The 15,936-nt window shown below is 67.4% G+C and carries 17 protein-coding genes; 11 read left to right on the top strand and 6 right to left on the bottom strand.

From position 1 onward, the window contains the following. Positions 1-134 precede the first annotated feature (134 nt). Genes E3U25_RS02970 through E3U25_RS02960 form a run of 3 tightly spaced genes read right to left on the bottom strand, consistent with a single transcriptional unit; the run spans position 135 to position 3,063 of the window. Positions 135-1,439, bottom strand: a complete 1,305-nt coding sequence (locus E3U25_RS02970) for a TRAP transporter large permease (RefSeq protein ID WP_116221248.1) — start codon at positions 1,437-1,439, stop codon at positions 135-137. Positions 1,440-1,484: 45 nt separating this feature from the next. Continuing rightward, the gene (locus E3U25_RS02965) at positions 1,485-2,075 is read right to left on the bottom strand and encodes a TRAP transporter small permease subunit (RefSeq protein WP_036758266.1); all 591 of its coding nucleotides are present in this window, start codon (positions 2,073-2,075) and stop codon (positions 1,485-1,487) included. A 1-nt stretch (position 2,076) separates the two neighbouring features. Beyond that, positions 2,077-3,063 carry a TRAP transporter substrate-binding protein gene (locus E3U25_RS02960; RefSeq protein WP_114537920.1) on the bottom strand — a complete coding sequence of 329 codons (987 nt, stop codon included), beginning with the start codon at positions 3,061-3,063 and terminating at the stop codon, positions 2,077-2,079. Positions 3,064-3,305: 242 nt separating this feature from the next. Between E3U25_RS02960 and E3U25_RS02955 the strand changes: the two genes are divergently transcribed. Continuing rightward, positions 3,306-4,238, top strand: coding sequence for a LysR substrate-binding domain-containing protein (locus tag E3U25_RS02955; RefSeq protein ID WP_114537919.1), 933 nt, complete (start codon positions 3,306-3,308; stop codon positions 4,236-4,238). Between the two features lie 8 nt (positions 4,239-4,246). Here the strand turns inward: E3U25_RS02955 and E3U25_RS02950 are convergent, their stop codons facing one another. Together E3U25_RS02950 and E3U25_RS02945 are read right to left on the bottom strand one after the other, a co-directional pair. Then, entirely contained in the window at positions 4,247-5,278 is a 1,032-nt protein-coding gene (locus E3U25_RS02950) for an L-idonate 5-dehydrogenase (RefSeq protein ID WP_036758262.1), read from the bottom strand. Between the two features lie 7 nt (positions 5,279-5,285). Beyond that, the gene (locus E3U25_RS02945) at positions 5,286-6,233 is read right to left on the bottom strand and encodes a 2-hydroxyacid dehydrogenase (protein WP_116221718.1); all 948 of its coding nucleotides are present in this window, start codon (positions 6,231-6,233) and stop codon (positions 5,286-5,288) included. A 122-nt stretch (positions 6,234-6,355) separates the two neighbouring features. Between E3U25_RS02945 and E3U25_RS02940 the strand changes: the two genes are divergently transcribed. Then, the gene (locus E3U25_RS02940) at positions 6,356-7,147 is read left to right on the top strand and encodes an SDR family oxidoreductase (protein WP_036758260.1); all 792 of its coding nucleotides are present in this window, start codon (positions 6,356-6,358) and stop codon (positions 7,145-7,147) included. 175 nt (positions 7,148-7,322) lie between these two features. Continuing rightward, positions 7,323-8,315, top strand: a complete 993-nt coding sequence (locus E3U25_RS02935; protein ID WP_072463285.1) for a LacI family DNA-binding transcriptional regulator — start codon at positions 7,323-7,325, stop codon at positions 8,313-8,315. Positions 8,316-8,363: 48 nt separating this feature from the next. Here the strand turns inward: E3U25_RS02935 and E3U25_RS02930 are convergent, their stop codons facing one another. After that, positions 8,364-9,038, bottom strand: coding sequence for a 4-carboxy-4-hydroxy-2-oxoadipate aldolase/oxaloacetate decarboxylase (locus E3U25_RS02930; RefSeq protein ID WP_036758317.1), 675 nt, complete (start codon positions 9,036-9,038; stop codon positions 8,364-8,366). 223 nt (positions 9,039-9,261) lie between these two features. Here E3U25_RS02930 and E3U25_RS02925 point away from each other — a divergent pair, with 223 nt between their 5' ends. Genes E3U25_RS02925 through E3U25_RS02890 form a run of 8 tightly spaced genes read left to right on the top strand, consistent with a single transcriptional unit; the run spans position 9,262 to position 15,877 of the window. Beyond that, positions 9,262-9,675, top strand: coding sequence for an acetyl-CoA carboxylase biotin carboxyl carrier protein (locus tag E3U25_RS02925; RefSeq protein ID WP_116221249.1), 414 nt, complete (start codon positions 9,262-9,264; stop codon positions 9,673-9,675). Further along, on the top strand, positions 9,675-11,045 hold the full coding sequence (accC, locus tag E3U25_RS02920) for an acetyl-CoA carboxylase biotin carboxylase subunit (RefSeq protein WP_116221250.1): 1,371 nt from the start codon (positions 9,675-9,677) through the stop codon (positions 11,043-11,045). The genes E3U25_RS02925 and accC overlap by 1 nt, the downstream gene beginning before the upstream one ends. Further along, the gene (pxpB, locus tag E3U25_RS02915) at positions 11,038-11,682 is read left to right on the top strand and encodes a 5-oxoprolinase subunit PxpB (protein ID WP_072463283.1); all 645 of its coding nucleotides are present in this window, start codon (positions 11,038-11,040) and stop codon (positions 11,680-11,682) included. Before accC ends, pxpB begins: the two co-directional genes overlap by 8 nt. Then, the gene (locus tag E3U25_RS02910; RefSeq protein ID WP_116221251.1) at positions 11,679-12,653 is read left to right on the top strand and encodes a 5-oxoprolinase subunit C family protein; all 975 of its coding nucleotides are present in this window, start codon (positions 11,679-11,681) and stop codon (positions 12,651-12,653) included. The genes pxpB and E3U25_RS02910 overlap by 4 nt, the downstream gene beginning before the upstream one ends. Beyond that, positions 12,653-13,051, top strand: coding sequence for a hypothetical protein (locus tag E3U25_RS02905; RefSeq protein ID WP_116221252.1), 399 nt, complete (start codon positions 12,653-12,655; stop codon positions 13,049-13,051). Before E3U25_RS02910 ends, E3U25_RS02905 begins: the two co-directional genes overlap by 1 nt. Next, positions 13,048-13,812: a LamB/YcsF family protein gene (locus tag E3U25_RS02900; RefSeq protein WP_116221253.1), complete on the top strand. Its 765-nt coding sequence runs from the start codon at positions 13,048-13,050 to the stop codon at positions 13,810-13,812. Before E3U25_RS02905 ends, E3U25_RS02900 begins: the two co-directional genes overlap by 4 nt. A 34-nt stretch (positions 13,813-13,846) precedes the next feature. Then, positions 13,847-14,620, top strand: a complete 774-nt coding sequence (locus E3U25_RS02895; protein WP_072463280.1) for an SDR family oxidoreductase — start codon at positions 13,847-13,849, stop codon at positions 14,618-14,620. Positions 14,621-14,668: 48 nt separating this feature from the next. Further along, positions 14,669-15,877 (top strand): aspartate transaminase, encoded by a 1,209-nt coding sequence (locus E3U25_RS02890; protein ID WP_370362703.1) that lies wholly within the window; start codon positions 14,669-14,671, stop codon positions 15,875-15,877. The last annotated feature ends 59 nt before the right edge of the window (positions 15,878-15,936 follow it).

Below are 15,936 nucleotides of genomic sequence, written 5' to 3'. Positions count from 1 at the left end.
CGATTGATGATCGAAATGCAGCTGCGCGTTAGGCCGTGGCATGGAGCCTCTGATAGCGCCAACGGAACAGGCAGTCAAAGCCGACCTGCATGGCGCCCCCGGCAAGAAGACCTGGGCGCCACGCCTTAGCGGGTTCAGCCCAGCAGCAGGTTGGGCAGGAAGGTGACGATCCCAGGGAACACGGCCAGCATGATCGCAAAGCCGATCATGATCAGCAGGAAGGGGAAGGTGACGCGTGCGATATAGGCCGTGCTTCGGGCGGTGATGTTCTGGATGACGGCAAAGTTGAACGCCACCGGCGGCGTGATTTGCGCCATCTCGACCACCAGGACCATGAAGATGCCGAACCAGATCTTGTCGAAGCCCGCGGCCTCGACCAAGGGCAGCACCACCGGCAGGGTGGTCGCGATCATGGAGAAGCCTTCAAGCGCCGTCCCCAGCACCAGATACAGCACGATCAGCGCAACGATCAGCAGCATCGGCGAGAGGTTCCAGTCCGTCACCACATTTGCGACCGCGCCAGGAATGCCAAGGGTCGAGGTGATGTTGCCCAGCACCGATGCCCCAAGGATGATGATGCCCATGACCGAACAGGTCTGCACCGTCCCCAGCAGAATGTCGCGCAGCGCCCGCAGGCTCAGCGCACCCTGCGACAGCGACACGAGGAAGGCCCCGACCACGCCCAGGGCCGCGGCCTCGGAAGGGGTCGCCAGCCCGCCATACATCGAGCCCAGCACGCAGAGGATCAGGAACATGACCGGCCCGAGATCCCGAAGGGCGGCAAGGCGCTGGCGGAACGGCATGTGGCGCAACGCCCGTTCGTTTTCGGGCACCAGGTCAGGCTTGGTGCTGGCGCGGATCATGATGTAGACGGCAAAGACCAGGGCAAGCAGGACGCCGGGGATGAAGCCGGCGGTGAAAAGCCGCAGGATCGATTCATTGGCCAGCACGCCATACATGATCATCACCGTCGACGGCGGGATCAGGAAGCCCAGCGTCCCGGCACCGGCAAGGCTGCCGATGGCCAGGTCGGGCGAATAGCCCCTGGCCAGCAGCTCCTTCAGGGTCATGCGGCCGACGACCTGCGTCGTCGCGGCCGAGGATCCCGAAATCGCCGCAAAGATCGAGCAGCCGACGACATTGACATGCAGCAACCGGCCCGGAAGCAGGCCCGCCCAGGGCGCCAGGCCACTGAACAGCGTTTCCGACAGGCGCGTCCTGAACAGGAACTCACCCATCAGGATGAACAGCGGCAACGCGACCAGGTCGGGCGTCGTCAGGATGTTGAACAGGTATTGCGGAAACAGCCTGTCGACGGGCAGGCCGGTGAACAGCATTGCCAGGCCGATGGCCGTGGCCAGCAAGGCGATTCCGATCCAGGCCCCGATGGCCAATGTGCCGAAAAGAAGCCCGAACAGGCTTGCGACGATAGCGCCCATGTTTCTCCCCGATATTCCTTGTTTCGCGCGCAGGGGCGCTGTGGCTTACTCGATGGCGCTCGCGGCACCGAGGCTGGGTTTGTCGACGGCGTTTCCGCTGATGGCGGTGACGAGACGGGCGACCATCTGGAAGGCCAGGACGGCCGCGCCGATGGTCAGCACCAGTTGCGGAATCCACAAGGGCGTGAAGCTGTCCTGGGAAACCTCGCCATAGCTCCAGGTGCGATGCGTGAACTGCGCAAGCCAGATCGCCAGCGGCAGCGTGACGGCGGTCCCCAGGATGGCGGCGAAGATCTCGAACATCCTGGCATAGCGACCCTTGCCCATCGAGAGCAGCAGCTCCACCCGCAATTGCAAGCCCGCGCGCAGCGTCATGCCCGAGCCGAGCAGGAAGGCCGCGCCCATCAGATAGGCACTATACTCCCAGCCGATTCCGGTGCCCGTCGGAAAGGACGGGACATAGCGGCTGATCAACGCCATCGCGGTGTCGATCAGCACGAGCAATGTCAGGCCCACGACGCAAAGACCGGCAAGCCAGGCCGCGACAAGTGAGGCGAAGTCTGCCGCCCTTTGCAGGGCAGCCACAGCGCCGCGTTCAGCGACGGCTTCGGGGGCGAGGTGCCGCTCTCCGGCCATCTCAGTTGCCGCCTTTCGACGCGAGATAGGCATCGGCAATCGGCTTGGCCGCAGGAACCCGGTCAAAGAACTCTGCCTGAACCTGCTTGGCTTTCTCGACGATCTGGGCCTTCAGCTCGTCCGACAGCTCGACCACCTGCATGCCGTGGCCGGTCATGATCTCAAGGCTCTTCTGGTCGCTCTCGCGCGAGCTTTCCCAGAATTGCGGCTCAAGCTCGGCGGCGACCTTCTCGATGGCAGCCTGCTGTTCCGGCGAAAGCTTGCCCCAGGAATCCAGGTTGATCGTCACCGCGTTCGACCCCCAGGTGTGGTTGGTCGGATAGATGTGGCTCAGGAATTCCCAGAACTTGCCGTCCACGCCCGAGGTGGCAGAGGTCGCGACGCCACTGACACGGCCCGAGGCCAGCGCCGGCAGCAACTCGCCCCAGGGCATGGCGATGCCGTCCATGCCAAGGCTGCTGACGATATCGACGGTATTCTTGTCGGCGCCGCGCACCGTGATGCCGCGGAAATCGCCGATGTCGTCGATCTCGGTCTTCAGATAGACATACTGCGCCGGCGACGGCACCATGTAGAGGATCTTCTGGTTGTATTGCTCGGCCAGCTTCTCGAATTCGGGGCGAAGGAAGGCGTGGTATTCTTTCAACTCCTCCATCGACTCCACCAGGAAGGGCACGCCTTCGGCGCCGAACAGCGGATTCATCCCGACCTGCTGGCTGATGTTGATATCCGCCATGTCGGCCAGCCCGTCGCGAACCGCACCGAGTTGGTCGGGCCCCTTGAAGCCCAGCGACCCCGAGGTGGCGACGGTGATGACGACCTCGCCATCGGTGGCCTCTTTCACGGCTTCGGCGAAGCTCTTGGTGTTTTCCGCCATGAAGTTGCCGTCCGGCAGCACTTCGGACAGGCTGAGCCGGGTCTGCCCCATGGCGGCGCTTGCCATGACCAGCGCGGTCGCTGCCCCGCAGGCGATTGACTTCAGGATCATCGAACTCTCCCAATGTTGGCGCTTACCGCAGACGAACGGGACCGAGATCTCGCGGCTGCGGCGCGACAGTTTTGCAGTTTTGTGACCGTTGCACCTGTCACCCTAGCGACAGGCCCATCGCTGCGAAAAGAACAGTTCGGTCTGACATGATCGCGAATGCTTATACATCGGTGCGCCCCACGCGCCGACCCAATAGAATGGCCGCGCGGCCGGGCAGAATCGCGCTTCAGGGGTGTATTATCATGGACATACGCAGGCTTTACGCCTTCATGAAGATCGTGGACATCGGCAGCATCACGCGGGCATCCGCGATCCTGCACATCGCCCAGCCGGCGCTGAGCCAGCAGATCGCCGCGCTGGAAACCCATTTCGGCAAGCCGCTGCTGCTGCGCTCGAAACGCGGCGTCATCCCGACCGAGGCGGGCAAGGTCCTGTATCGCCATTGCCAGATGATCATCCGGCAGATGAACCAGGCCGAGCAGGACATCGCCACCTCATCGGAAGAAATTACCGGCGCGGTCAGCGTCGGCTTCGCGCCGCTGGGCCTTGGTTCTCTTGTGGCGACGCAGCTGATGCGGACCATCCGCGAAAAGCATCCGGGGATCCTGCTTTATGCCAATGAGGCGGTCGGCGGCGGCGTGATCAGCGAACAGATCATGACCGGCAAGATGGACATCGCGCTGATCTTCGATCCCGGCAAGATCCCCAGCCTCAGCTTCGAGCCGATCTCGACGGAAGAGCTGTATTTCGTGGGAACGCAGATCGCCGAGCCGGAGGATGGCGAGATCTCGTTCGCCGAGGCCGTGTCCCAGCCGCTGATCCTGCCGAGCCCGATCCATACCGTCCGCCAGGTGATCGAAACCACGCTGTCGCGCGTCGGGACCAGCGCGCAGGTCGTCGCCCAGACCGAGTCGATCTCGTATCTGTCGAACGCGCTGGCCGAAGGGCTGGGCTGCACCATCCTGCCCGCATCGGCAGCGCAGGCCGTGCTGCGTCGCGTCCCGGATGCCCGGAGCTACCGCATCCGGCGCCCCAACATGAAGGTCGCCATGGCGATCTGCGTCTCGGCGCAGCTGCCTCTTTCGGAAGCGGCCGCCGTGGTGCGCGATCATCTGGTGCGGCTGGCAACAGAGATGGCGCAGTCCCCGGCGGCCTTCGGTTCAGCCCAAGGATAGCGCGCCGCTCAGGCGAAAAGGATCTGTGCCTTGACCGCCGTGGCGCGGTCCGAGGCCAGCCGGAACGCCTGCTCGGCCTCGTCCAGGGCGACCTCGTGGGTGATCAGCGGCTTGACGTCGATCCGGCCCGCCAGCATGGCCTGGACGCCGGTCGCGAACTCCTGGTGGAACCGGAAGGAGCCGCGCAGGTCCAGCTCCTTGGCGGTAAGCGCCGTCATCGGCAGCGGCATGTCGCCGCCCAATCCCAACTGCACGACCACGCCGCGCGGCCGCATGGCCGCGATGGCCGGCGCGATGGCCGCGGCGACACCCGTGCATTCGAACAGGACATCGAAGCTTCCCTTGCCCACGGCAAAGGGCGACAGGCCATCCGGCGCCGTGCCGGTGTTGACCGTCAGATCCGCGCCGCATTGGCGCGCCATCGCCAGCGTGAAATCCGACAGGTCCGTCGCAACGATCTCGCCCGCGCCCGCCAGCCGCGCCGACAGGATCGACAACAGGCCGATGGGACCGCAGCCGGTGACGAGCACGCGCTTGCCCAGCAATTCCCCGGCCCGGCGCGCGGCGTGCAGCGTGACCGCCAGGGGCTCGGCCATCGCCGCCTCGCCCGGCGTCAGGCCGTTGGCCAGCACGCATTGCGTGGCATCCGCCACCAGTTCCTGCCGGAACGCGCCCTGGATATGCGGGAACGGCATGGCCGAGCCGTAGAAGCGCATGTTCTCGCAATGGTTGGGCAGCCCCTCGCGGCAATAGCCGCAGTCCCCGCAGGGACGCGAGGGCGACACGGCGACCAGATCGCCGGGAACGAGCCCCGCCACGTCCGGCGCGCATTCGACGACATGGCCGGAAACCTCATGGCCAAGGATCATCGGCTCGCGCAGCCGCACCGTCCCGAAGCCGCCGTGGTTGTAGTAATGCAGGTCCGATCCGCAGACCCCGCCAGCCGCAAGGCGGATGCGCACCTGTCCGGGGCCAAGCGCCTCGGGCTCGCGTTCCTCGATGCGCAGATCCCTGGCGGCGTGGATGACGATCGCTTTCATGGTGGCCTCAGATAACCGGGGTAAGCAGGGGCTGGCCGGCGAAATGCGCCGCCAGGTTGTTGCGGACCAGCTCGCCCATCGCCTTGCGCGTCTCGATGGTGCCCGAGGCCTGGTGCGGCTGCAAAAGCACGTTCGGCAGGTCCAGGAAGCGCGGGTCGATCCGGGGTTCGTTATCGAAAACATCCAGCGCCGCCGCGCCCAGCCGGCCGTCTTGCAAGGCAGCGATCAGCGCCTGCTCGTCGATGTTGGAGGCGCGCGAGACATTGACCAGCACGCCCTCGGGGCCCAGCGCCTCGATCACCTCGCGATTGACGATGTGCCGGGTCTGCGCCGAAGCCGCCAGCGCGACGAACAGGAACTCGGAATGCCGCGCCAGCTCGACCGGATCGGCGATGAAGGTCAGGTCGGTGGCATAATCCTTGGCCGCGACATCGGAATAGGCGATGTCCATGCCAAAGCCGCGCAGACGCTGGGCGATCTCGAAGCCGATCCGGCCCAATCCCAGGATACCGGCCTTCTTGCCCCAGATGCGGCGCTGCAGCGGATAGTTGCCCTTGGCCGCCCAGTGGCCGCCCCGCACCCAGGCCTCGGCGCCGACGATCCCGCGCGCGACGGCCAGCATCATCGCCACGCCCAGATCGGCCACATCCCCGGTCAGCACGTCGGGCGTGTTCGTCACCCGGATCCCCCGCTCGCGGCAGGCCTGCAGATCGACCGCGTCGAAACCCACGCCATAGACCGAGATCAGCTCGAGATTCGGGCAGGCCTCGATGACCTTGCGGCTGGCCCCCAACTCGCCCCTGGTGGCGATGGCCCGCACATGCGCCCCGCATTCGGCAAGGAAGGCATCCTTGTCCGCGGCCTCGAAATAACGGCGCAGGTCGTAATCCGCGTTCAGCGGAACTTCATCCCATTCTGGATAGGCCCCCATCTGCAGGACTACCGGCTTGCTCATCGTCTTCTCCATCATGGTGCGGGATTTTCCGATCGCCCCTTCAGCGGGCCCTTGACTCGGATTGTTATCGATAACAAACACGAGTCGAACGGATTTGTCGAGCCCCAAACGGAGGATCTGGGATGGCCGGAACGAATGGATTTGTGGAAAGCATGTTCGGGTTGGCGGGCCGCCGTGCGCTGGTGACGGGGTCGTCGCAGGGCATCGGTCATGCGCTGGCGCGGGGGCTGGCGAAAAGCGGCGCCGCGGTCGTGCTGAACGCCCGGAACCCGGAACGGCTGGAGGAAGCGCGCGCCGCGCTGCAGGCGGAGCTGCCCGAGGCCGAGATCCGGGCCCTGCCCTTCGACGTGACGCGCCATGACGAGGTCCGCGCCGCGATCGACGGTTTCGAGGCCACGACCGGGCCCATCGACATCCTGGTCAACAATGCCGGCATGCAGTATCGCACGCCGCTCGAAGATTTCCCGGCTGACAGGTTCGAGGCCCTGCTGCAGACCAACATCGCCTCGGTCTTTCACGTCGGCCAAGCGGTGGCGCGGCACATGATCCGGCGCGGCCGCGGCAAGATCGTCAATATCTGCTCGGTCCAGACCGCATTGGCACGGCCGGGCATCGCCCCCTATACCGCCACCAAGGGCGCCGTCGGCAACCTGACCAAGGGCATGGCCACGGACTGGGCCCGCCACGGGCTGCAATGCAATGCCATCGCGCCGGGATATTTCGACACGCCGCTGAACGCCGCGCTGGTCGCGGACCCCGACTTCTCGGCCTGGCTGGAAAAGCGCACGCCCGCCGGGCGCTGGGGCCTGGTCGAGGAACTGGTGGGGGCCTGCATCTTCCTGTCCTCGGACGCCTCGAGCTTCGTGAACGGGCACACGCTCTATGTGGACGGGGCGATCAGTGTTTCGCTCTAGGCGCGCATCATCCCCTCGTGCCGGGCGGCCGGCGCGAGGCCCGCTGCGATTCCCGCGGCAGGCCGGCCCATGCCGCAGGGGTGTTGTGACCGCATCCCGCAGCGTCTAGCCTGCCCTTTCGGCAGGGGCATGTGGCGGCATGAGCAGGGACGGATTTCACAGCGCAACCGTGAAGATGGCGGATATCGCCAAGGCGGTCGGGGTTTCCGCGATGACCGTCTCGCGGGCCTTTCGCGGCGACGAGGGCGTCAACTCGCAGACACGGGCACGGATTCTGGCCAAGGCCGAGGAGCTTGGCTATGTCTTCGACGCAACCGCCGCCAGCCTCAGGCAAAACCGGACCGGCTTCGTGGCGGTCACCGTGCCCTCGATCAACAATGCAAACTTCGCGGAAACCGTGCGGCAGCTCTCGCGCGGGCTGTCCCGGAACGGCTTGCAGATCCTGCTGGCCAATACCGAATACGACCCGCACGAAGAGGAAAGGCTGATCGGCCAGCTGCTGCGCCGCAAGCCCGAGGCGATCGTCCTGACAGTGGGCGACTATACCCGCAGGACGCGGCAAATGCTGCGGGCGACGCGGATTCCCGTGATCGAGATCTGGGACCTGCCCGCCGAGCCGATCCGACATGTGGTGGGCTTTTCCAACACCGCTTGCATTGGCCGGCTGGTGGATCATCTGGTCGCCTCGGGCTATCGCGACATCGCCTTCATCGGCGGTGAATCGCCGCGCGATCCGCGCGGCGGCCAGCGCCGACGCGGCTTTGTCCAGGCGATGCGCCGCCATGGGCTGGACGACACGCGGCTGGTTCCCGCGGGCACCGCTCCGGTCGGAATGGCCGAAGGGGCGCAGGCGCTCGGGACGTTGCTGGACAACCATCCGACGACACGGGCGGTCGTCTGCGTCTCGGACCTGGTGGCTTTCGGGGTGATCTCGGAATGCCAGAGGCGGGGCATCGGCATCCCCCGCGATCTGGCGGTGGCCGGCTTCGGCAATTACGAGATCGGCAAGATCAGCGTGCCGCGCCTGACCACGATCGATGTCCATGCCGGCACCATCGGCGGCAAGGCCGCGGATCTGATCGTCGCCCTGCTGCGACAGGATTCCGACGCGCCGCCCGCCCGGATCGAGATCCAGACGGACCTGATCGTGCGGGAATCCTCGGCCTGACCCTGCGCCCCGGCGAGGCGCAGGACATGTCTTGTCAAAGGGGGGTCGTCAAAGATCGGTGGTCAGGCCCTTGGCCTTCAGCACCGCCTCGAGATTGCAGACGTCGATCACCGTCCGGCCGGATTTGTAGGCCTCGATATAGCCGGCCTCGTCCGCTTCGCGGGCGGCGGATTTGCGCGCCACCTCGGCGGCATCCTCGCGGCGCACGACGACCAGGCCGTCCGCATCGCCCCGGATCACGTCGCCCGGCCGCACCACCTGGCCGCCGATGACGATGTCGCCGTTGATCTGGCCCAGCGTTTCCTTGACCGTGCCCTTGATGCAGACGCTCAGCGAAAACACCGGCAGGCCCAGCCGGATCAGTTCCTGCGTGTCGCGCACCCCGGTATCGGTGACGACGCCGGCAATGCCCTTGGCCAGGCAGGCATTGGCCAGGACGTCGCCGAAACAGCCCGCCTCCTCGTATTCCCCGGCCGAGACGATGACGACGTCGCCGGGCTGGGCATAATGGATCGCCAGTTGCAGCATGATGTTGTCGCGCGGCGCGCTTTGCACGGTGAAGGCGGGGCCGCAGACCGACATGGCGCGGTCGACGGGCTTCAGGCGCGAGCTCAGCGCGCCCAGCCGACCCTGCGCCTCGTGAATCGTGGCGCTGCCGAATTTCGACAGCGCGGCCACATCCGCTGCGGCGGCACGTTCTATCCTGGTGATGATATGGGGCACGTCGTGCTTCTCCTTGCTGGAATATCGCGGCCGGGGCCGGGGGTGATCGGCCGGCAGCATAGGAAGGACGCAGCCCCCTGGCATAAGAGCGTCTGCATCTGATGTGATCGGGTTTCGCGATGCCCCGCACCGGGTCATGCGAAACCGCTCTGACATCATTGCAAAGCGGCGGTGCTACCAATCGCAAAAGAACGCAACTTCGCACAGGGACGACGCCCTTCGCATGCCGATCACCATCGACTCCATCATCGCGGGGATGGAATGGGCCGCAGAAAACCATCTCGCCGAGTTCGCCTTTTCGGCCGAGGGGCACCGGATCACCATCCGCCGCGGCGCGGCCGGCGGCGCCCAGCCCGCGCCACCCGCCGCCGCGGCGGCAGCGCCGCCGGTCCCGGCACCCGAGGCGGATGCCGTCACCGCCCCGCTGGCCGGCCTGTGCCACCTGCGCCCCGAATCCGGCGGGGCGGCCTTTGTCGAGCCGGGCGCCCGCGTCGAGGCCGGCCAGACGATCTGCATCATCGAGGCGATGAAGATGATGACCCCCATACCCGCGCCCCAAGCAGGCACCGTCGAGGCCATCCTGGTCGGCGACGGCGCGACGGTCGAGGCCGGCGCGCCCCTGATGAGGATCCGCTGATGGCCGCGATCGACATGGACTGCCTGCTGGTCGCCAATCGGGGCGAGATCGCCCTGCGCATCATCCGCGCCTGCCGCCGGCTGGGCCTGCGCGTCGTCTGCGCGCATTCCGAGGCGGATCGCGACGCGGCATGGCTGCCGCTGGCCGACCAGGCGATCTGCATCGGTCCCGCGCCCGCCGCCAAGAGCTATCTGAACATCCCCGCCCTTCTCGCGGCCGCCGAGGCCAGCGGCGCGGGCCTGATCCATCCCGGCTATGGCTTCCTCTCGGAACGCCCGGAATTCGCCGAGGCCGTCGAGGCGGCCGGCCGGCGGCTGGTCGGACCCAGCGCCTCGGTCATGCGGATGATGGGCGACAAGGTCGAGGCCAAGCGCGCCATGATCGCCGCCGGCGTGCCCTGCGTGCCCGGCCCCGACAGCGTGCTGCCGGACGATCCCGAGGAAATCCGCCGGATCGCCGCCGGGATCGGCTATCCCGTCATCCTGAAGGCGGCCGGCGGCGGCGGCGGGCGCGGCATGCGCGTCGTGCGGGCCGAAGCCGAGCTGGCCGGCGCCTTCATGGTCACGCGGCAGGAGGCGAGCCGCTTTTTCGGCAATGCGGACATCTATATCGAGAAATTCCTCGAAAGGCCGCGCCATGTGGAAATCCAGGTGCTTGCCGATGCGCATGGCCATGCGCTCTGGCTGGGCGACCGCGACTGTTCGATGCAGCGCCGCCACCAAAAGCTGATCGAGGAAGCCCCCGCGCCGGGGATCGACCGCGCGCTGATCGCGGAAATCGGCGAACGCTGCGCCGCCTCCTGCCGCCGGATCGGCTATGTCGGCGCGGGCACCTTCGAGTTCCTCTTCGAGGACGGGCAGTTCTATTTCATCGAGATGAACACCCGTATCCAGGTCGAACACCCGGTGACGGAAATGGTCACGGGACTGGACATCCTGGCCATGCAGATCGACGTGGCGCGCGGCAACCCGCTGCCGATCACCCAGGAACAGGTGCGCACCCTGGGCCATGCCGTCGAATGCCGGATCAATGCCGAGGACCCGGACAGCTTCGCCCCCAGCCCCGGCCGGATCACGGCGATGCATGTGCCGGGCGGGCCGGGCATCCGCGTGGATACCCATGTCGGCGCCGGCTCGGTGATCCCGGCGAGCTACGATTCGATGATCGGCAAGATCATCGCCCATGGCGCCGACCGCGACGAAGCGCTGGCCCGCGCCCGCACCGCGCTGGACGAGGCGCGGGTGGCCGGCGTCTCGACCAATATCCCGCTGCACCGGCAGATGCTGGCGGACCCCGGCTTTTCGGCCGGGGGGGTCAGCATCCACCATCTCGAACACTGGCTCGAAGCACGGAAGTCCCGCCATGCCTGACGCGAAGCTCTCCATGATCGGCAGCCGGGCGGTGCTGTTCCAGCCCTCCTGCCCGTTCGATCTCGCCAACCAGCAGCGCATCTGGGCCATCGCCGACGAGGCCGCCACCTGGAAGGGTGTCCGCGAGGCCGTGCCTGGCATGACCAATGTCACCCTGCTTCTGGACCATGTCCCGACCGGGCTGGACCGGATCGAGAGGGATCTGGCCGCGCTGTGGAAAAGCGGCATCCGCAAGCAGGTCGAGGGCCGGCTTCTGGCGATCGACATGGCCTATGACGGCCCGCATCTGGCCGAGGTGGCCGGGATGACCGGCCTGCCCGTGGATCAGGTCGTGCGCCTGCATGCCGCGCCGGAATACACCGTCTATGCGGTCGGCAGCCATGCCGGCTATTGCTATCTGGGCGGTCTCGATCCCCGGCTGGAAACGCCGCGGCGCAAGGTGCCGCTGCCCCGGCTGCCGGGCGGATCGCTGTCGCTGGCGGGATTGCAGACCGGGGTCTCGGCCTCGGCGGGCCCCAGCGGCTGGAACACCATCGGCAGCACCGACCTGTCCTTCTTCGACCCCGAGCGCACGCCCGCCGCGCTGCTGCGGCCCGGCGACCGGATCCGCTTCAACCCCGTTGAGGTCAAGGCATGATCGAGGTTCTGTTCATTCCGCCCGCCGCGACGGTGCAGGATCTGGGGCGCGACGGCTACTGGTCGCAGGGCCTTGGCCGCGCCGGCGTCATGGATGCCCTGTCGCACGGCGTCGCGAACATGCTGCTGGGCAATGACGTCGATGCCGCGACGCTGGAGATCCCCTTGACCCCGGCGCGGTTCCGGTTCCGGCAGGCCGGGGCCTTTGCGCTGGCGGGCGCGGCCTGCGGCGCGACGCTGGCCGGACGACCCCTGCCCCGCGTCTGGGCGGGCATGGCCGCTGCGGGCGATGTGCTGGAGCTTGGCCCGATGACATCCGGCGCCCGCAGCTATCTGGCGCTGCCCGGCGGGATCGACGTGCCGGCGGTGCTGGGCTCGCGCAGCACGCAACTGCGCGAAGGCTTCGGCGGGCTCGAAGGCCGCGTCCTTGCCGCCGGCGACGTGCTGCGCGCCGCGTCGGAGACGCTGCCGCTGCCGCCTCTGGGGCTTAGCCTGACCATGCCCGCGCTGCGCGCCGCGGGTGCCGCAGAGATCGAACTGCGCGCCCTGCCCTCGGCCGAGCATGGGGATTTCGCCCCGGCCTCGCGCGAGGCGTTCTGGACCACGCCCTACACGGTCAGCCAGCAAAGCAACCGCCAGGGCTATCGGCTGGAAGGCGAGACCCTGGCCTATGAGGCGTCCGGCGAATTGCGCTCGCACGGGATCGCGCCGGGGATCGTGCAGGTGCCGGGCGGCGGGCAGCCGATCATCCAGCTGGCCGATTCCGCGACCATGGGCGGCTATCCCAAGATCGCGGCGGTCATCGAGCCCGACCTGTGGCGCATCGCGCAGGCCCGGCCGGGCGACCGCCTGCGCTTTCGCCAGGTGACGCTGGCCGAGGCGGCCCTGGCCGCAAGGACGCAACAGGAATGGCTGGCCGGGATTCGCACGCAGTTGGAAGGATTTCTGACCCGGCAGAGGGGATGGCTCTGATGTTCGACAAGCAAGACCTCGCCCGGCTTCTGGACGCGATGCGCGCGCATGGCGTCGGCACGCTGGAAATAGAGGGCGGGGACATGTTCCTGCGCCTGGCCCTGCCGGCCGGGCCCGCACCGGCCACCGCGGCCGAGGCAAAGCCCGCGACCGCCACCGCCGCCGCGTGCAGCCCCGATATCGGCACCTTCCTGCCGCGCGGCAGCGACGACGGGCTGCCCGCGATCGCACCCGGCGACGCCGTCCGCGCCGCCGACCTTCTGGGCTATGTCGCGCAGGGCGCCGTCCGCGCCGCCGTCACCGCCCCGGCGGATGGCATCATAGCGTCCGGCATCCCGGCGCCGGGCACCCTGTTCGGCCACGGCGACCCCGTCCTGACATTGGAGACCAGGCCATGATCATCGACATCAACTCGGACATGGGAGAGGGCTTCGGCCCCTACCGCATCGCCGACGACGAGGCGCTGATGGCGCAGATCAGCTCGGCCAACGTGGCCTGCGGCTACCATGCCGGCGATCCGGTCATCATGGACCGCACGATCCGGCTGGCCAGGGAGCATGGCGTCGACCTGGGCGCGCATGTCAGCTTTCCCGACCGCATGGGTTTCGGCCGCCGCCGGATGGACATGGACCTGCCGGAACTGGAATGCCATCTGCTGTATCAGCTGGGCGCGCTGGCCGGGCTGGCGGGCCGCGCCGGGCATCGCGTCACCCACATGAACCCGCATGGTGCGCTTGGCAATCTCGCAAGCTCCGATCCCGCCATTGCGGCGGCAGTGGCGCGCGCGACCATGGCCTTCGACCCCGAGATCGCGTTCCTGGTCCTGCCGGGCAGCGCCCTGGAACAGGCCGCGCTGGAGATGGGCGGCAACGTGGTCCGCCTGTTCCTGGCCGACCGCGGCTATCTGGCCAGCGGCCAGCTTGCCCCCCGCAGCCAGCCAGGGGCGGTCATTCACGACGCCGAGCAGGTGGTGGCCCGCGTCATGCGGGTCATCCGCGACCGGCAGGTCGACACGGTGGACGGCCAGGTCATCCCGATGCCGGTGCAGTCCATCCTGGTCCATTCCGACACCGCGGGCGCCGTCGAGCTGGCGCAGCGCCTGCGCAAAGGCATCACGGCCGGCGGCGCGACCATCGCCCCGCTGACCCGTCACATCTGACCCCCGGCGCATTCACGAGAAGAAAGACAGAACCATGGCATTCGCGGATTACAAGACGGCATTGGTAACGGGCGCCTCGGGCGGAATGGGCTGGGCGATCGCCGAGCGGCTGCGCGCGAAGGGCCTGGCCGTTCACGCCCTGGCCCGCAACGCCGAAAAGCTGCAGGAACTGGCGGCGCATTGCGGCGCGATCCCGCATGTGATCGACGTTTCCGACACCGAGGCCGTGTCCGCGCTGGTGAAGGATCTGGAAATCGACGTGCTGGTGAACAATGCCGGCGTATCGCGGCCGGGCAGCATCCTCACCTCCAGCGCCTTCGACATCGACGAGCAGATCGACGTCAACCTGCGCGCCGCCCTGCACCTGGCCCGCCTGCTGTTGCCGGGCATGATGGAGCGCGACCGCGGCCATATCGTCAACATCACCTCGATGGCCGGGCATTACGAGTTCGGCGGCCATATCGCCTATCACGCCACCAAGGCGGCGATGCATACCGTCTCGCGCCAATTGCGCGTCGATGCCTTCGGCCGCCGGGTCCGGGTGACCGAGATCAGCCCCGGCCGGGTCGAGACCGACATCTTCGCCAAGGTCGAGAAGATCGACCCCGCCGAGGCGAAGCGCAAATATTACGAAGGCTTCGAGATGCCGCAGGTCTCGGACATCGCCGACGCCGTGGAATATGCGGTCGGGACGCCGCAATACGTCAACATCAACCTGATCGAGCTGCTGCCGACGCTGCAAGTCCCCGGCGGCCTGCGCACCGCCAAGCGCGTGGGCGACGACGTGATCCTGACCGGCAACAAGTAACGCGCCGCCCCGCCGGCATCCGAACAATCCGCACCGATGGAGATTGCCTTGAGCAACATCAAACTCGCCTCGCGCGTCACCAGCATCCGCGTCTCGCCCAGCACCGCCGCCGCGCAGAAGGTCCGCGACCTGCAGGCCGAGGGACGCAGGATCTTCAACCTCACCGTGGGCGAGCCCGATTTCGACACGCCCGACCACATCAAGGCCGCCGCCATCAGGGCGATGGAGAATGGCGAGACGAAATACACCTCGGTCAACGGCACGGTCGAGCTTCGCAAGGCCATCCAGCACGACTTCAGGACGCGGCTGGGCATCGACTGCGGGCTCAACGAGATCTGCGTCGGCGGCGGCGCCAAGCAGGTGCTGTTCGTGGCGCTGATGGCCACCGTCGAACCCGGCGACGAGGTCATCGTCCCGGCGCCCTATTGGGTGTCCTATCCCGACATGGTCATCGCCAACGGCGGCACGCCGGTCATCGTTCCCTGCGGCGAGGAGGTCGGCTTCAAGCTGACCCCCGACGCGCTGGAGGCCGCGATCACCGCGAACACCCGCTGGGTGATCCTGAACTCTCCCTCCAACCCGACCGGCGCCGCCTACAGCGCGGACGAGCTGCGGGCGCTGGGACAGGTGCTGCTGCGGCATCCGCATGTGATGGTCCTCTGCGACGAAATCTACGACCGGATCTGGTTCGCCGGTTTCGAGCCCTGCAGCATCCTGACCGTCCTGCCCGAGCTGAAGCCGCAGGCCCTGGTCGTCAACGGCGTGTCCAAGTCCTATGCCATGACCGGCTGGCGGATCGGCTACGGCGTCGGGCCGCTGGCGCTGATCGATGCGATCAACAAGCTGCAATCGCAAATGTCGTCCTGCCCCTCGTCGATCAGCCAGGCGGCGGCCGCCGCCGCCCTGACCTCGGACCAGCGCTCGGTCGACGAGGCCGTGGCGGTCTATCGCCAGCGGCGCGACCGCGCCCATGCGCTGATCAACGCGATTCCCGGCCTCAGCTGCAGCCTGCCGGACGGCGCCTTCTATCTCTATCCCAGCTGCGCGGGCATGATCGGCAAGAGGACGCCGGACGGAAAGACGATCAGGAACGACCTGGATTTCAGCCTGTATCTTCTGGAAGCGGCGGGCGTCGCCTCGGTGCATGGCGGGGCCTACGGGCTAGAACCCTATTTCCGCATCTCGACCGCAACCTCGATGGAGATCATCGAAGCGGCCTGCGCCGCCATCGCCCAGGCATGCAAGGCTTTGGACTGAGAGCAGCAAAGCAAAGGGCGGGCGCCCCGTTCCTTGAGCTCGGCGGGCAACGATTGCCC

Origin of the sequence: Paracoccus versutus, from assembly GCF_029909795.1 — a bacterium.
GTDB classification, from domain to species: domain Bacteria; phylum Pseudomonadota; class Alphaproteobacteria; order Rhodobacterales; family Rhodobacteraceae; genus Paracoccus; species Paracoccus versutus.
Note: the sequence above shows the minus strand (reverse complement) of the source record. Positions and strands in the feature narration are given on the sequence as shown.

Bases quoted from the DNA above. Each gene is read 5' to 3' on its own strand.
- E3U25_RS02970 (WP_116221248.1), bottom strand. From the start codon at position 1,439: ATGGGCGCTATCGTCGCAAGCCTGTTCGGGCTTCTTTTCGGCACATTG.
- E3U25_RS02965 (WP_036758266.1), bottom strand. From the start codon at position 2,075: ATGGCCGGAGAGCGGCACCTCGCCCCCGAAGCCGTCGCTGAACGCGGC.
- E3U25_RS02960 (WP_114537920.1), bottom strand. From the start codon at position 3,063: ATGATCCTGAAGTCAATCGCCTGCGGGGCAGCGACCGCGCTGGTCATG.
- E3U25_RS02955 (WP_114537919.1), top strand. From the start codon at position 3,306: ATGGACATACGCAGGCTTTACGCCTTCATGAAGATCGTGGACATCGGC.
- E3U25_RS02950 (WP_036758262.1), bottom strand. From the start codon at position 5,278: ATGAAAGCGATCGTCATCCACGCCGCCAGGGATCTGCGCATCGAGGAA.
- E3U25_RS02945 (WP_116221718.1), bottom strand. From the start codon at position 6,233: ATGAGCAAGCCGGTAGTCCTGCAGATGGGGGCCTATCCAGAATGGGAT.
- E3U25_RS02940 (WP_036758260.1), top strand. From the start codon at position 6,356: ATGGCCGGAACGAATGGATTTGTGGAAAGCATGTTCGGGTTGGCGGGC.
- E3U25_RS02935 (WP_072463285.1), top strand. From the start codon at position 7,323: ATGGCGGATATCGCCAAGGCGGTCGGGGTTTCCGCGATGACCGTCTCG.
- E3U25_RS02925 (WP_116221249.1), top strand. From the start codon at position 9,262: ATGCCGATCACCATCGACTCCATCATCGCGGGGATGGAATGGGCCGCA.
- accC (WP_116221250.1), top strand. From the start codon at position 9,675: ATGGCCGCGATCGACATGGACTGCCTGCTGGTCGCCAATCGGGGCGAG.
- pxpB (WP_072463283.1), top strand. From the start codon at position 11,038: ATGCCTGACGCGAAGCTCTCCATGATCGGCAGCCGGGCGGTGCTGTTC.
- E3U25_RS02910 (WP_116221251.1), top strand. From the start codon at position 11,679: ATGATCGAGGTTCTGTTCATTCCGCCCGCCGCGACGGTGCAGGATCTG.
- E3U25_RS02905 (WP_116221252.1), top strand. From the start codon at position 12,653: ATGTTCGACAAGCAAGACCTCGCCCGGCTTCTGGACGCGATGCGCGCG.
- E3U25_RS02900 (WP_116221253.1), top strand. From the start codon at position 13,048: ATGATCATCGACATCAACTCGGACATGGGAGAGGGCTTCGGCCCCTAC.
- E3U25_RS02895 (WP_072463280.1), top strand. From the start codon at position 13,847: ATGGCATTCGCGGATTACAAGACGGCATTGGTAACGGGCGCCTCGGGC.